The sequence below is a fragment of the Streptomyces sp. AC555_RSS877 genome (genome assembly GCF_019049245.1).
Lineage (GTDB): Bacteria > Actinomycetota > Actinomycetes > Streptomycetales > Streptomycetaceae > Streptomyces.
In genome coordinates this window covers 1-14,155 of sequence record NZ_JAGMUK010000082.1, presented here as the reverse complement: position 1 = coordinate 14,155, position 14,155 = coordinate 1, and the positions used below count along the sequence as shown (strand labels likewise).

14 protein-coding genes are annotated in these 14,155 nt (G+C 72.4%); 6 read left to right on the top strand and 8 right to left on the bottom strand.

The features are described 5' to 3' along the window. Positions 1-94: 94 nt before the first annotated feature. On the bottom strand, positions 95-799 hold the full coding sequence (locus KUM49_RS33715; protein WP_217240770.1) for a TetR/AcrR family transcriptional regulator: 705 nt from the start codon (positions 797-799) through the stop codon (positions 95-97). A 166-nt stretch (positions 800-965) separates the two neighbouring features. On the opposite strand from KUM49_RS33715, the gene KUM49_RS33710 reads away from it, so the two are divergent. Further along, the gene (locus KUM49_RS33710; protein WP_217240769.1) at positions 966-1,415 is read left to right on the top strand and encodes a nitroreductase family deazaflavin-dependent oxidoreductase; all 450 of its coding nucleotides are present in this window, start codon (positions 966-968) and stop codon (positions 1,413-1,415) included. Here KUM49_RS33710 and KUM49_RS33705 read toward each other — a convergent pair. Then, complete coding sequence (locus KUM49_RS33705; protein ID WP_217240768.1) at positions 1,405-2,643, bottom strand: geranylgeranyl reductase family protein; 1,239 nt, start codon at positions 2,641-2,643, stop codon at positions 1,405-1,407. The two genes, KUM49_RS33710 and KUM49_RS33705, sit on opposite strands and share 11 nt — an antisense overlap. A 133-nt stretch (positions 2,644-2,776) precedes the next feature. Between KUM49_RS33705 and KUM49_RS33700 the strand changes: the two genes are divergently transcribed. Both KUM49_RS33700 and KUM49_RS33695 read left to right on the top strand, forming a co-directional pair. Further along, positions 2,777-4,132 (top strand): dipeptidase, encoded by a 1,356-nt coding sequence (locus KUM49_RS33700; RefSeq protein ID WP_217240767.1) that lies wholly within the window; start codon positions 2,777-2,779, stop codon positions 4,130-4,132. A 69-nt stretch (positions 4,133-4,201) separates the two neighbouring features. Continuing rightward, a complete protein-coding gene (locus tag KUM49_RS33695; RefSeq protein ID WP_217240766.1) occupies positions 4,202-4,894 on the top strand; it encodes an MBL fold metallo-hydrolase in 693 nt (230 codons plus the stop codon). 121 nt (positions 4,895-5,015) lie between these two features. On the opposite strand, the gene KUM49_RS33690 is transcribed toward KUM49_RS33695, so the two are convergent. The 4 genes from KUM49_RS33690 to KUM49_RS33675 all read right to left on the bottom strand — a co-directional run bounded on the left by KUM49_RS33690 (position 5,016) and on the right by KUM49_RS33675 (position 7,725). Then, positions 5,016-6,056, bottom strand: a complete 1,041-nt coding sequence (locus KUM49_RS33690) for an NUDIX hydrolase (protein ID WP_217240765.1) — start codon at positions 6,054-6,056, stop codon at positions 5,016-5,018. A gap of 144 nt (positions 6,057-6,200) precedes the next feature. Beyond that, positions 6,201-6,395, bottom strand: a complete 195-nt coding sequence (locus KUM49_RS33685) for a hypothetical protein (RefSeq protein WP_217240764.1) — start codon at positions 6,393-6,395, stop codon at positions 6,201-6,203. 31 nt (positions 6,396-6,426) lie between these two features. Next, on the bottom strand, positions 6,427-6,597 hold the full coding sequence (locus KUM49_RS33680) for a hypothetical protein (protein ID WP_217240763.1): 171 nt from the start codon (positions 6,595-6,597) through the stop codon (positions 6,427-6,429). Positions 6,598-6,771: 174 nt separating this feature from the next. Next, a complete protein-coding gene (locus tag KUM49_RS33675; protein ID WP_217240762.1) occupies positions 6,772-7,725 on the bottom strand; it encodes an ROK family protein in 954 nt (317 codons plus the stop codon). Between the two features lie 213 nt (positions 7,726-7,938). On the opposite strand from KUM49_RS33675, the gene KUM49_RS33670 reads away from it, so the two are divergent. Beyond that, complete coding sequence (locus tag KUM49_RS33670) at positions 7,939-9,000, top strand: LacI family DNA-binding transcriptional regulator (RefSeq protein ID WP_217240845.1); 1,062 nt, start codon at positions 7,939-7,941, stop codon at positions 8,998-9,000. 7 nt (positions 9,001-9,007) lie between these two features. Then, complete coding sequence (locus KUM49_RS33665) at positions 9,008-9,808, top strand: hypothetical protein (protein WP_217240761.1); 801 nt, start codon at positions 9,008-9,010, stop codon at positions 9,806-9,808. On the opposite strand, the gene KUM49_RS33660 is transcribed toward KUM49_RS33665, so the two are convergent. After that, entirely contained in the window at positions 9,754-11,529 is a 1,776-nt protein-coding gene (locus KUM49_RS33660; protein ID WP_217240760.1) for a serine/threonine-protein kinase, read from the bottom strand. The genes KUM49_RS33665 and KUM49_RS33660 overlap by 55 nt on opposite strands. A gap of 95 nt (positions 11,530-11,624) precedes the next feature. Beyond that, the gene (locus KUM49_RS33655; RefSeq protein ID WP_217240759.1) at positions 11,625-12,929 is read right to left on the bottom strand and encodes an aldolase/citrate lyase family protein; all 1,305 of its coding nucleotides are present in this window, start codon (positions 12,927-12,929) and stop codon (positions 11,625-11,627) included. Positions 12,930-13,117: 188 nt separating this feature from the next. Between KUM49_RS33655 and KUM49_RS33650 the strand changes: the two genes are divergently transcribed. Beyond that, complete coding sequence (locus KUM49_RS33650) at positions 13,118-13,999, top strand: endonuclease/exonuclease/phosphatase family protein (RefSeq protein ID WP_254402198.1); 882 nt, start codon at positions 13,118-13,120, stop codon at positions 13,997-13,999. Positions 14,000-14,155 lie beyond the last annotated feature (156 nt).

Here is a 14,155-nt window from a genome sequence, read left to right as displayed (position 1 = left end):
CGCGGGGGGACCCCCATCGCGGCCGCTCCGGCGCCTTGCGATGCACGGCACCAGACCACGCGACCTGATCAGACGCTCATAGTGAAAGGACCCCTTACTGCGGATCCATCAGCCCCACCCCGTGGGCGAGGCGCGTCACCGCATGCCGGAAGAACTGCTCGCGGTCCTCCACCACCCGGTTGAACTGCCCGAACAGCTCGAATCCGATCAGCCCGCCGAGCTGGGCGCAGGCCGCGACGAGCGCCGTGACCGCCTCGGGCGGGAGGTCCGGGGCGAGATCGGCGGTCATCCGGTCGGCCTCGGGCCGCAGCTCGGCGGGCAGCGGGGGCTCGGTCACTCCGGGGCCCCGGTGGGCGTCGCGCAGGATGCCGATGAGGACGAGTCCGACGCGGGAGGCGGCCGGGACGGTGGACTCCGGCGCGGTGTAGCCCGGAACCGGCGATCCGTAGACCAGCGCGTACTCGTGCGGGCGCTCGATCGCCCAGGCGCGCACCGCCTCGCACACCGCCGACCAGCGCCGGACGGGCCCCTCGTCGGCGGCCGCGGCCGCGGCATGTGCCTGCTCCGCGGTCTCGCCGAGGGAGTCGTAGGCGTCGATGATGAGTGCGGTCAGCAGGTCGTCGCGGCTGGGGAAGTAGCGGTACAGCCCGGAGGAGACCATGCCGAGTGCACGGGCCACGGCACGCAGCGAGAGCTTGGCGGCACCCTCGGCCGCGAGCTGGCTGCGCGCCTCGTCCTTGATGGCCGCGGTGACTTCGGTTCTGGCGCGGGCTCGGGCGCCGTGGGCGGTGCTGCTCATGGCATGAGTCTCCCACCGAGCGAGAGCGGTGCACACAAACAAGAGCGACGAACAAAAAAGAGAGCAGTGCTCTTGCCCGGACCGCCCCACTGCGGCAGACTCTTCATCAAGCGAGAGCAGTGCTCACAAATGAGAGCGGCGCTCTCCACTTTCCACGGGAGTCCGCATGACCACACACGTCCAGAAGCCCGGCTGGTTCACCGTCAACGTCCTCAACCGTGTCGTGGCCTGGATGACCCGCCGGGGCATCAGCGTCTGGGGCTCCCGGGTCCTGGCGGTCCGCGGCCGCAAGAGCGGCGAGTGGCGGACCACCCCCGTGAACCTGCTGACCGTGGACGGACAGCGGTACCTGGTCGCTCCCCGCGGTCACGTCCAGTGGACGCACAACATGCGCGCGGCCGGCGGCGGTGAACTGCGCCTCGGCAAGGACGTGTCCGTGTTCACCGCGACCGAGGTCACCGGCGACGACAAGGTGCCGCTGCTGCGCGCCTACCTCAAGCGCTGGAAGGCCGAGGCCGGTGTCTTCTTCAACGGCGTGGGCCCCGACTCACCTGACGCCGACCTGCGCCGGATCGCCCCCGACCACCCCGTCTTCCGCATCACCGTCACGGGCTGACGTCGCCCGTGGAGCCGGACTGCCGCCGGTCCAGCGCGGTCAGCGCACGCTGGGCCATCGGACGGGTGCGGACGATCTCGCCCAGCGACGTCGCCCCGCGGGTGATGTCCATGAACGCCTTCCAGACCGGGCGAATGCCGGTCAGCCCCGCGTGGAACAGGCCGGGGCGCCGCTCGAACGCGATCAGCAGCCGCTTCCCGACGCTCATCTCGACGCCGAGCCCGGCCTTGATCGCGAACGCGTAGTTCAGGGCCTGCCGGCGGGTGTCCACCGCGTCGTGCGCCTCCGCGATCCGCACCGCCCACTCCCCCGCGAGCCGGCCGGAACGCAACGCGAAGGAGATTCCCTCGCGGGTCCACGGCTCCAGAAGCCCCGCCGCGTCCCCGCACACCAGCACCCGCCCCCGCGACAGCGGGGAGTCGTCGGCGCGGCAGCGGGTCAGGTGGCCGGAGGAGATGCTCGGCTCGAAACCGGCGAGACCGAGCCGGCCGATGAAGTCCTCCAGGTACCTCTTGGTCGCGGCGCCCTCGCCGCGCGCGGAGATCACGCCGACCGTGAGCGTGTCGCCCTTGGGGAAGACCCAGCCGTAGCTGCCGGGCATCGGCCCCCAGTCGATGAGCACCCGCCCCTTCCAGTCCTCGGCGACCGTCTCCGGCACCGGGATCTCCGCCTCCAGGCCGAGGTCCACCTGGTCGAGCTTCACCCCGACATGAGCTCCTATGCGGCTGGCGCTGCCGTCGGCTCCGACGACCGCCCGCGCGAGCACCGTCTCACCGCCCTGCAGGACCACCGCGACCGTGCGCCGGTCGGGCACGGTCGAGCCGTGCTGCTCGACCCGCTGCACGGTGACGCCCGTCCGCAGCTCCGCGCCCGCCTTCTGGGCGTGCTCGACCAGCTGCTGGTCGAACTCGGGCCGGTTGATCAGCCCGAACAGCATCTGCCGGGAGCGACGGGTGCGGGCGAAGCGGCCGTTGTGCGAGAACGTCACCGCGTGTACCCGGTCCCGGAACGGCAGCTCGAAGCCGGGTGGCAGGGCGTCGCGCGAGGGGCCGATGATGCCGCCGCCGCACGTTTTGTAGCGCGGCAGCTCCGCCTTCTCCAGCAACAGCACGCGCCGTCCCGCGACCGCCGCCGCGTAGGCGGCCGAGGCCCCCGCGGGTCCCGCGCCCACCACGACGACGTCCCACACCCGCTGCTCGTCGTCCGCCGAAGAGTTCTCGCTGCTCACGTTGGTCTACTGCTCCCGATCAAGCCGCTGCCGCACCTGTCCCCCGCATCCTACGGGGGACGTCCTCTCAGGCCGCTGTGGGAGGATCTACGGCACTCATCGGTACAACGTCGCACCCACAAGGAGCGTGCCCATGTCGTCGAATCCGGTCGCCGAGACCGTCGCCTCGCTGATGCCGAGGGCGAAGGAGGAGCTCACCGAGCTGGTGGCCTTCAAGTCGGTGGCGGACTTCGACCAGTTCCCGAAGAGCGAGAGCGAGGGCGCCGCGCGGTGGGTCGCCGACGCGCTGACCGCCGAGGGCTTCAGGGACGTGGCCATGCTCGACACCCCCGACGGCACCCAGTCGGTGTACGGCTATCTGCCCGGCCCCGCGGGCGCCAAGACCGTGCTGCTGTACGCCCACTACGACGTGCAGCCGCCGCTGGACGAGGCCGCCTGGACGACTCCGCCCTTCGAGCTGACCGAGCGCGACGGCCGCTGGTACGGGCGCGGGGCCGCGGACTGCAAGGGCGGGGTGATCATGCATCTGCTGGCGTTGCGCGCGCTCAAGGCGAACGGCGGCGTCCCGGTGCATGTCAAGGTCATCGCCGAGGGTTCGGAGGAGATGGGCACGGGCGGCCTGGAGCGGTACGCCGAGGCGCACCCCGAGCTCCTGGAGGCCGACACCATCGTCATCGGCGACGCGGGCAACTTCCGGGTCGGCCTGCCGACGGTCACCTCCACCCTGCGCGGCATGACTTTGGTGCGTGTCCAGATCGACACGCTCGAGGGCAACCTGCATTCGGGCCAGTTCGGCGGCGCCGCCCCGGACGCGCTGGGCGCCCTGATCCGCGTACTGGACTCGCTGCGCGCGGAGGACGGCTCGACCGTGGTCGACGGGCTCACTCCGGAGACGTCCTGGGACGGGTTGCAGTACGACGAGGAGCAGTTCCGCCAGGACGCCCAGGTGCTGGACGGCGTGCGGCTGATCGGCTCCGGCACCGTCGCCGACCGTATCTGGGCCCGCCCGGCCGTCACGGTGCTCGGCATCGACTGCCCGCCGGTCGTCGGCGCCACCCCGTCCGTGCAGGCGAGCGCCCGCGCGCTGGTCAGCCTGCGGGTGCCGCCTGGCGTGGACGCGGCTGAGGCGACCAAGCTGCTCGAGGCCCACCTGGCGACGCACACCCCGTGGGGGGCCCGGATGCACACCGAGCAGATCGGCCAGGGCCAGGCCTTCAGCGCGGACACGAGCAGCCCGGCGTACGCCGCGATGACCGAGGCGATGGCGGTCGCGTACCCGGGCCAGGAGATGCAGTACGCCGGACAGGGCGGCTCCATTCCGCTGTGCAACACCCTCGCCGCCCTCTATCCGCACGCGGAGATCCTGCTCATCGGCCTGAGCGAGCCGGAGGCCCGGATCCACGCGGTGAACGAGAGCGTGTCCCCGCAGGAGCTCGAGCGCCTTTCGGTGGCGGAGGCCCTGTTCCTGCGCAACTACGCGGCAGGCTGAACCGGCCCGGCGCTCTGCTGTCGGCAGAGGGCCCTCGTCATGGGACGGGGGCCTTTCTACGGTCGACTTATGGACGTCTTCGAACTCCTCCCCCGCCTTTACCTCCTGCGCTTCCCGGTCGGTCAGGCCTACGTCTGGCGCGACGGCGACGCGTTGACAGTGATCGACGCCGGACCGCCGGGCTCCGGAGCGTCGATCGCCGAAGTCGCCGATCCCCTGGGGCGTGTACGCCGGATCGTGCTCACCCACTTCCACGAGGACCACGTGGGCGGCGCCGCCGAACTCGCGGCGGCGACCGGCGCCGAGGTGCTGGCCCACCGCCTGGACGCCCCCGTCGTACGGGGGGAGGTTCCGGGTCCGCCACCGGTGTTCGAGGACTGGGAGCGCCCGCTGCACGCGCAGGCCCTACGGCACCTGCCGCAGGGGGAGTACGCGCGTCCGCCGCAGGTCACCGAGCTGTCCGACGGTGATGTCCTGGACTTCGGCGGCGGAGCGGACGTCGTCCACATCCCCGGCCACACGCACGGCAGCATCGCACTCCGCCTCCCTGGGCACGGCGTGCTGTTCACCGGGGACGCCGTGGCCGCGTCACCGGTCGACGGGAGCGTGATGCTCGGCGTCTTCAACCTGGACCGGGCCCAGGCCCTCGACTCGTTCCGGCGGCTGGCGACGCTGGAGGCGGATCTGGCCTGTTTCGGCCACGGTGATCCGGTGATCGGCCAGGCGTCGACAGCGCTTCGGAGATCGGCGGACACCTACTGACCTGGGCGCGCTGACGCCGGGCAGGCCAGGCCCGGGTCATGACCGAGTCGGCCCGCGATTGCGGGAGGAGACCGGACCGACGCCCTGTCCCCGGCCGTGGGTGGGGTGACCGGCCGGCAGGTCACGGCGTAGGAATGCCCGCCTCCAGATACATCGCCGCGCCTCGTTCCCGCGCCCGCAGGGCCCAGCGCAGCCGCTCGTAGCGGACGGGCGGCAGCAGGTCGGCGGCCTCCTCCTCGGTGGCGAAGCACCAGCCGCGCAGCTCGGGGCCCGGCAGCAGGAGGCGCTCCGCGTCGGCGGAGTCGAGCCGGCCGCCTTCGAAGAGGAGACGCAGACCGCCGTAGCCGGGGGGCGCGGGCGGCTCCCAGTCGACGACGAGGAGGCGGGGCACGTCGTCCAGGCGGATCCCGGTCTCCTCCTCGACCTCGCGCATTCCGGCGCGGGCGGGCGCCTCGCCGGGTTCCACGACGCCGCCGGGAAACTCCCAGCCAGGCTTGTAGGTGGGGTCCACGAGCAGCACCCGGTCCTGCTCGTCGAAGAGCAGGACGCCCGCCGCGAGCGTCTCGGCGGTCGGCTCGGGTGTCTGCACGATGTCGCACACCGGCACGTTCCCGGCGCTGACGGCCTCCGCGATCCGGGTGGCGGTCTCGTAGGGCGTGAGGGCACCGCAGTCGATCAGGTGGGCGTCCGCGGTGAGCCAGGAGGCGAGGGCGGACCGGTACGGCTCGATGTGGTCGTACGCCCACTGCCGTTGCCGTATCTCGCCGTCGGGCAGGTCCGGCGGGATCTCCCGCCCGGCTATTCGCTCACGCAGGATCGTTTCCGCCGGAGCGAGAAGTACGTGCCGCACGGTGACCCGGCGCGCGGCCAGGCCGCCGAAGATCTCGTCCCGGTAGTCCTGGCGCAGCAGGGTCATCGGGACCACCAGGGTCCCGCCCAGTTCGGCGAGCATCGCGGCCGCCGTGTCGATCACGAGTCGCCGCCAGATCGGCAGGTCCTGGAAGTCGCCGACCTCGGCGAGGTGTTTGGGCGGCAGCAGGTGCAAGAGTGCTCCGCCCAGGACCTCGGGGTCGAAGAGCGTGCTGTTCGGGATCAGTTCGATCAGTTCCCGTGCGGTGGTGGTCTTCCCCGCACCGAACGCGCCGTTGACCCAGACGATCACGTTTCCCCCTCTTCTACCGGCCCCCTGAGGCTTGCCCGCTCCACCCTGCCACGGAAACCAGCCGCAGTTGAGGGCGCACGAGCGGGCGCCGGCGCCCCCTTCTTCGGGGAGCGCCGGCGCCACGGTCCTGCTGAGCGGCCCTCGTCAGCCGTTCTGCCCGAGGGTGCCGTCGTCGAGGTCGGCCAGGCTGTCGCTGGCGACGGTCTGGTCGAGGGCACTGAGGGTCCTGTCGACGTTGAGGTCATCCCGTTCCTCCCCCGCGGCGTGGGAAGGGGAGACCGCCGCGACGACGAAGCCGGTGGCGAGGGAGGCGATGGCGAGCATGCTGCGCTTCTTCATGCCGGGTTCAACTGGCGAACGGCCGCGGGGGTCACGCCCCGGCTCCGAAGTGATCGCGGCGTCGCCGGAAGCCACCGCCGAGGGCTCGCGCTGAGGATCCGGTTCCGCCGCGCAGCCGCCGTACCAGCCGTCGACGGCTCCCCGGCCAGTCGGCGAGGGCGAGGGCGAAGCCCGCCGCCTCGGGCAGGCGGCCAGGAACCACACGGCGACTCTTCAGCAGGAACGCGCCACGCCGAGCGCAGGTCGCGCACGGACACGCGCTGCGGGAGCGACCCCGAAGCGGCGAGGTTCGACCGCGGACGTGCCATGAAACACGGAGCTCGGCCGGCCCGCGTGGGGTCGGCCGAACTCTGAGCAAACGTTCCTGCCGAGTGCGTCAGACTCCCGCCGCAGCGGTGTCCACCCGTCTGGCGAGGGCCGCCGCGGCCGCCCCCACCAGCCCCGCGTCGGTGCCCATCTGAGCGGGCGTGACCGTCAGGCGCTGCACGAAGGACAGGGTCGCGTAGTCGGTCAGCGCCTTGCGCAGGGGCGTGAACAGCACATCGCCCGCTTTCCCCACGCCCCCGCCGATGACGGCGACGTCGATCTCGACGAGGGTCGCGGTGGCCGCGATCCCGGCGGCCAGCGCCTGGGCGGCCCGTTCGAAGGAGGCCACGGCGACCGGGTCGCCCGCTCGGGCGGCGGCGGCCACCGCGGCGGCGGACGCGTCGCCGTCCGGGCCGGGGCGCCAGCCGTTCTCGATCGCCCGCCGGGCGATGTTGGGGCCGCTGGCGATCCGCTCCACACAGCCGCGCGAGCCGCACGGGCACAGGTCACCGTCGAGGTCGACGCTGATGTGGCCGATGTGACCGGCGTTGCCGGTCGGCCCCGGGTGCAGTTGGCCGCCCAGGACCAGACCGCCGCCGACGCCTGTCGAGACCACCATGCACAGGGCGTTGTCGTGGCCTCGGGCCGCGCCCTGCCAGTGCTCGGCGGCCGTGATCGCGACGCCGTCGCCGATCAGCTCGACGGGCAGCCCACCGGCCGCGGCCCGCACCCGGTGGACCAGGGGGTAGTCGCGCCAGCCGGGTACGTTCACCGGGCTCACCGTGCCGGTGGAGGCGTCCACCGGGCCGGCGCTGCCGATGCCGAGTGCCGTGACGTGTCCCCACAGCGGCGATGCGGTCAGCTCGCCGAGCACCTCCTCGACGGCGCGCATCACCGTCTCGCCGTCCTCCCGTGCCGGCGTGGCGCGCTGCGCGCGGGCCTGGATCCGGCCGTGGCCGTCGACCAGCGCCCCGGCGATCTTGGTGCCGCCGATGTCGAGCGCGGCCACTAGGTCGGTGTGCATCAGTGTCGGATCTCCCCGTCAGACATGAGAACAATCTCGGGAACCATGAGAAAACAGCAGGCCGGTTCGCGGTGGGGGCGCAGGCCGGAGATTGCGATGGACAGTGTCTCCCGCATCTGACAACGTTGTCCAGGTTCTATGCTCGACGCCACATCCTCATACAACATCATGGATCTGCACATCCCCGTGGACGACAGGACAGGACACCGCATCGTGCCCGAGACCCACAGCCGAGCAGACCGCTTCGCGGGCGGCATCTCGGCCAGCCGCTACGGCAACCGTCCGACCATGAAGGACGTGGCCGCGCGGGCCGGTGTCGGGCTGAAGACGGTCTCGCGTGTGGTCAACGGGGAGCCCGGAGTCACCACCGAGACGGAGCGCCGCGTCCAGGAGGCCATCGACGCGCTGGGCTTCCGGCGCAACGACAGCGCGCGGGTGCTGCGCAAGGGCCGCACCGCCAGCATCGGGCTGGTCCTGGAGGACCTGGCGGACCCGTTCTACGGGCCGCTCAGCCGCGCGGTCGAGGAGGTGGCCCGCGCCCACGGAGCGTTGCTGATCAACGGCTCCAGCGCCGAGGACCCGGAGCGCGAACAGGAACTGGTGCTGGCGCTGTGCGCGCGGCGGGTGGACGGGCTGGTGGTGATCCCGGCCGGTGACGACCACCGCTACCTCGAGCCCGAGTTGAAGGCAGGGGTCGCGACGGTCTTCGTGGACCGTCCGGCCGGGAAGATCGACGCCGACGTGGTCCTGTCGGACAACTACGGCGGCGCCCGCGACGGCGTGGCCCACCTCATCGCCCACGGCCACCGGCGGGTCGGGTTCATCGGCGACATGCCCCGCATCCACACCGCCGCCGAGCGGCTGCGCGGCTACCGGGCCGCCATGGAGGACGCGGGGATACCGGTGGAGGACGCCTGGATGTCCTTGGGCGTCACCGACCCCGGGCGGGTGCGGCGGGCGGCCGAGGAGATGCTGTCCGGCCCCTCCCCCGTCACCGCCGTCTTCGCGGGCAACAACCGGGTGACGGTCACCGTGATCCGGGTCCTCGCCGAACACGCCCGCCAAGTCGCCCTGGTGGGCTTCGACGACATCGAGCTCGCCGACCTGCTCCAGCCCGGCGTCACGGTCGTGGCCCAGGACGCTGCGACCCTGGGCCGTACGGCCGCCGACCGTCTCTTCCGCCAGCTGGACGGCACCCTGCTCACCCCGGAGCGGATCGAGCTGCCGACCCGGCTCGTCACCCGCGGCTCGGGCGAGCTGCCGCCGGCGGACTGAGCAGCCCATGAAGAACCGCACTCTCCTCGCCCTGGGCCTCGCCGAGGCCCCGCGCAACCGTCCGCTCCTCTACCCGGGAGCCTGGCCGCAGGATTCCGGGCTCCTGGACGGAGACCACTTCCTGCCCCACGACCAGTTCGTCCACGAGGACCGCACGCCCGTCCTCGCGGTCGGCTCCAACGCCAGCCCCGGCCAGCTCCGCCACAAGATGGCCCAGGCCCAGATCGCCTCCCCCATCCCGATGGTGAAGGCCACCGTCACGGGCGTCGACGTGGGCGTCTCCGCACATGTGAGCCGTATGGGGTACGTGTCCGCGTCACCCTTCGACGCGCCGGGGACCGTACGGGAGTTGTTCGTCATCTGGCTCGACGCCCAGCAGCTCGCGGTGATCGACGCGAGCGAGGGTGTGCCGCTGCCGAACGGCAACTACGGCCGTGCCTGGTTGTCCGCGCCCGAGGTGCGGGTCGAGCTGAGGGCGGGAGTGACGCTGCCGGGCGTGTACGCCTACGTCAACCGCCACGGCGTCCTGCACGACGGCACCGGCACCGGCGCCCCCCGCACGCACCCGGGCCAGCGGGCGCTGCTCACCGAACTCCTCGTGGGATCCGCCCGGTTGCGGGAACTGTTCGGGGTCACGCCCGAGGAGTTCTGCGCGCGGGCCCGTGCCGACCGGCATCTGTGCGAGCGGGGGACGCGGCTGTTCAAGGACGAGAAGCGGGTGACGGCTTCCGGCCTGGAGCGGCATGTGCGGGTTCAGCAGACCGGGAGCCCCGGGACCGGCTCGTCGTTGTCGCCGCCCATGACGTAGACGTCGGAGACGTAGACGCCGGTGTTTCCGCTGTCGTCGTCCGTCTTGGCCCACCAGACGTTGGTCCACTCGCCGGACGTCTCGCGACGGCCCAGGTTCTCCTGGCAGTAGAAGTAGTTGGTGCCCTCGTTGAGGACGCCGACCTCGGTGCCGGAGGCCGTGTACGACTTCGCGGTGCGCCAGACCTCGCAGTTGTACTTGCCGCCGCCGATGGAGTGGCAGGCGGGGGCCGCGGTGGTCGCCGTACCGTCGTCTCCCGAACCGCCGCCGGGGGTGCTGCCGTCGGTGCCGCTTTCCGGGGCCTTGGGCGGGGCGGACGTGGTGGCCCCGCCGGAGGGCGTGGTGTCGGTCCCGCCACGCGTGGGCTCGGGCGTCGGCGCAGTCTTGTCGGCGGCCTCCTTCTCGGTCGGCTCGGGGCCGCCCGTACGGCCGGCCGCGGCCCGGTCCGCCGCCTCGGAGGCGCCGGCCGAGCCGGCGGACGTCGTGGGCCGCGCACCGGCTCCGGTGTCCTGCTGGTCGTTCAGCAGGGCGACGGTGGCCCCGGCCGTGGCCAGGACAACGGCGACGGCCGCGGCGGCGAGGAGGGCGGCGCGGCCCTTGCGGCGGGTCCGGGTGGTCGCGGGCATGAGGCCGGTGGGAGGGGAGGCTCCGGGTACGGGAGCCGCCACAGGTTCGGGATCGGGAGCAGGCGCAGGTACGGGAGCAGGTGCGGGCGCGGCCGCGGGTACGGGCGCGGCGGCCTCCTCGGACGGCGGCGGCGCCGGGAAGCTTCGCTTCGTCTCCTCCACCGTCGGCTTCGCGACCTCCGTCGCGCCCACCACGCCCGTCGCCCCCCGCAGCGTCGTCGTCGGAGTGTCCGTCCCCTCCGAGTCCGCCACCGCCTGCAGCAGCTCTCGCGCCTCGCCCGCTTCCGGGCGGGACTCGGGCCGCTTGTCCAGCAGGCGTTGCAGAACGGGCCCCAGGCGTCCGGCCCGCCGGGGTTCGGGGATGGGCTCGCTGACGATTGCCGTGAGGGTGGAGAAGGTGGACGTACGGCGGAAGGGCGAGGCGCCCTCGACCGCCGCGAACAGCGTGGCGCCCAGGGCCCAGATGTCGGAGGCGGGGCCGGGGTCGGCGCCCTGCGCGCGTTCGGGCGCCAAGTAGTCCAGGGAGCCGACGAGTTCGCCGCTGCGGGTGAGGTGGGTGGCCGAGCCGTCGCCCGGGTCCTCCATGGTGGCTATGCCGAAATCGGTGAGCACGACCCGGCCGGAGCGGTCGAGCAGGATGTTGCCGGGCTTCACGTCCCGGTGCAGGACGCCGGCGCGGTGCGCGGCGGCCAGCGCGTCCATGACCTTGGCGCCGATCCCGGCCGCCTCGTGCGGGTCCAAGGTGCCGCGCTCGCGCAGGACGTCGTCCAGGGACGGCCCGTCCACCAGTTCCATCACGATCAGCGGTCGGCCGTCGAGCTCGGTGACGTCGTGCACGGCCACCACCCCGGAATGCCGCACCCGGGCCGCCGCACGGGCCTCGCGCTGCATCCGCAGCCGCAGCCCGGCGAGTTCGGGCCCGTCGGCGTCCGTGTAGGTCCGCAGCTCCTTGACGGCGACCTCACGTCCGAGGACCTCGTCGACGGCCCGCCACACGACACCCATACCGCCGCGTCCGAGCTGGCCCACCACCCGGTAACGTCCGGCCAGCACCCGCCCCGCCCCGTCCGCCTGTCCGTACTCCCCCGAAGACACCGCCGCCCCGTTCCTGTGACCCGTCCCTGCGTGCCGTACAGCCTACGGGGCGGGAGCGACGACATCGGCCGACGGTGGCCGTTGTGACATGCCCGCTACTTCCCGGAGGTCGTGAGGTCGCCCCGCCTGGGTGCCGCGAAGCCCTGGAGGTCGGCCCGGGTCAGGCCGGTGAGGCGGGCGACCTCGGCGATGTCGAGGGCGCCGCAGTCGAGGCCGCGCAGGAGGTAGCCGCTGAGGGCCTTGGCGGTGGCGGGCTCGTCCATGACGTCTCCGCCGGTGCGGTTGGCGTAGCGGGCGAGGCGGGCGGCGGCCTGTTCGAAGCCCTCGCGGTAGAAGGCGAAGACGGCCGCGTAGCGGGTCGGGATGTGCCGCGGGTGCATGTCCCAGCCCTGGTAGTAGGCGCGGGCCAGGGCGCGGCGGGTGAGGCCGTAGTGCAGGCGCCAGGCGTCGTGGACCTTGGCGGTCGGGCCGACCGGGAGCACGTTCGTCGAGCCGTCCGACACGCGTACGCCCGTCCCCGCGGCGGCGACCTGCATGATCGCTTTGGCGTGGTCGGCGGCCGGATGGTCGCTCGCCTGGTGGGCGGCGGACACGCCCAGGCAGGCGCTGTAGTCGAAGGTGCCGTAGTGCAGGCCGGTGGCGCGGCCCTCGGCCGCCTGGATCATGCGGGCGACCGTGGCGGTGCCGTCGGTGGCCAGGATGGACTGGCTGGTCTCGATCTGGATCTCGAAGCCGATCCGGCCGGGCTCGAGGCCGCGCGCCTTCTCGAAGGCGTCCAGGAGCCGGACCATGGCGGTGACCTGCTCGGGGTAGGTCACCTTCGGCAGCGTCAGCACGAGTCCGTCGGGCAGGCCGCCGGCCTCCATCAGGCCGGTGAGGAAGATGTCGAGGGTGCGGATGCCCCGGTCGCGGACGGCCGCCTCCAAGCACTTCATGCGGATGCCCATGTACGGAGCCGCGGTGCCGTTCTCGTACGCCTCGGCGATCAGGCGGGCCGCACGGGCCGCCGCCTCGTCCTCCTCGGCGTCCGGGCGGGGGCCGTAGCCGTCCTCGAAGTCGACCCGCAGGTCCTCGACGGGCTCGTGCTCCAGCTTGGCGCGGACGCGGGAGTGGACGGGGCCGGCGAGTTCGTCGGACAGACCGAGGACCGCGGCGAAGGAGGCGGCGTCCGGGGCGTGTTCGTCGAGGGCGGCGAGGGCCTGGTCGCCCCAGGAGCGGATGGTGTCGGCGGCGAAGGCGTCGCCGGGGACGTACACGGTGTGGACGGGCTGGCGGGTGCCGGGGTCTCCGGGATAGCGGCGCTCCAGTTCGGCATCGACCGGGGCGAGGGAGGCGCTGATCTCCTCGCTCACGGCGCCCGCGAGGCTCGTCGCCACCTGCTCCTGCTGGCCCTGACCCATCCGACACCCTCCAGTTTTCCGCTCTACGGAATCAACAATCCGTAGAACGAAGCTATCGGTGGAGCTTCCCGCCGGTCAACACCGTCCGTACCGTGATCCGTCGGGCCACTCCCGCCCCTATGCCTTCTTCCGCACGGCAGGGCTCATCCGTCATCCTGACTCTCGGGGGAGGGGATCGCGTGTCGGACATGAGGAGAGTGACCCGTAGGTCGGGCCTGCGGACGGTGGTGGCCGCCGCGCTGGCCGTGCCCCTGTTCACCACGTCGTCCGTCTCCGCCCTGCGCCGCAAGGACCGCAGGCTGGAGGTGATGACCCTCAACCTCCGGTTCGCGAGCACCACGGAACCCAACAGCTGGGCCGCCCGCCGTCCGGTTCTGCGCGAGCTGTTGCGCCGCGAGGCCCCGGCGGTCATCGGCACCCAGGAGGGCATCTACCAGCAACTGCGCGACATCGAGTCCGACCTCGGACCGCACTACGACTGGATCGGCACCGGCCGCGCCGGCGGCAGCCGCAACGAGTTCATGGCCGTCTTCTACGACACCCGTCGACTGGAACCACGGGAGTACGACCACTTCTGGCTCTCCGGCACCCCGGACGCGATCGGCTCGAACACCTGGCACGGCGCCTCCGTCCGGATGGCGACCTGGGTCCGCTTCCGCGATCTGCTCGACGGCGGCCGGGAGTTCTACGTCCTGAACACCCACCTCGACAACGCCAGCCAGTACGCACGCACGCGTGCCGCGTCACTGATCATCCAGCGCATCGCCGGACTCGACCGGCTCCCGCTCCTGATGACCGGCGACTTCAACGTCGCCGCCCACCAGAACGCGGTCTACCACACGATGCTGGGCGCGGGCCTGGTCGACACCTGGGACGACGCAGCCGAGCGGAGCAGGCTGTACGGCACCTTCCACGGCTACCAGCCGCTGACTCCCGACGGCGAGCGCATCGACTGGATCCTCGCTTCCTCGGGCGTCACCACCCACCGCGCCTCGATCAACACCTTCGCGCCGGGCGGGCAGTTCCCGAGCGACCACCTGCCGGTGCAGGCGTCCGTGACCCTGGGATGACGAAGGCCCCCGTGAGGCCGCACAAGCGGTCACGGGGGCCTTGTCACGCCCTGAGCGGGATCAGCCCTTGCGGGTCGTGATCTCCTCGGTGAGCTGGGGGACGACGTCGAAGAGGTCGCCGACGACGCCGTAGTCGACGAGGTCGAAGATCGGGGC

Bases quoted from the DNA above. Each gene is read 5' to 3' on its own strand.
- KUM49_RS33715 (WP_217240770.1), bottom strand. From the start codon at position 799: ATGAGCAGCACCGCCCACGGCGCCCGAGCCCGCGCCAGAACCGAAGTC.
- KUM49_RS33710 (WP_217240769.1), top strand. From the start codon at position 966: ATGACCACACACGTCCAGAAGCCCGGCTGGTTCACCGTCAACGTCCTC.
- KUM49_RS33700 (WP_217240767.1), top strand. From the start codon at position 2,777: ATGTCGTCGAATCCGGTCGCCGAGACCGTCGCCTCGCTGATGCCGAGG.
- KUM49_RS33695 (WP_217240766.1), top strand. From the start codon at position 4,202: ATGGACGTCTTCGAACTCCTCCCCCGCCTTTACCTCCTGCGCTTCCCG.
- KUM49_RS33685 (WP_217240764.1), bottom strand. From the start codon at position 6,395: ATGAAGAAGCGCAGCATGCTCGCCATCGCCTCCCTCGCCACCGGCTTC.
- KUM49_RS33675 (WP_217240762.1), bottom strand. From the start codon at position 7,725: ATGCACACCGACCTAGTGGCCGCGCTCGACATCGGCGGCACCAAGATC.
- KUM49_RS33665 (WP_217240761.1), top strand. From the start codon at position 9,008: ATGAAGAACCGCACTCTCCTCGCCCTGGGCCTCGCCGAGGCCCCGCGC.
- KUM49_RS33655 (WP_217240759.1), bottom strand. From the start codon at position 12,929: ATGGGTCAGGGCCAGCAGGAGCAGGTGGCGACGAGCCTCGCGGGCGCC.
- KUM49_RS33650 (WP_254402198.1), top strand. From the start codon at position 13,118: ATGAGGAGAGTGACCCGTAGGTCGGGCCTGCGGACGGTGGTGGCCGCC.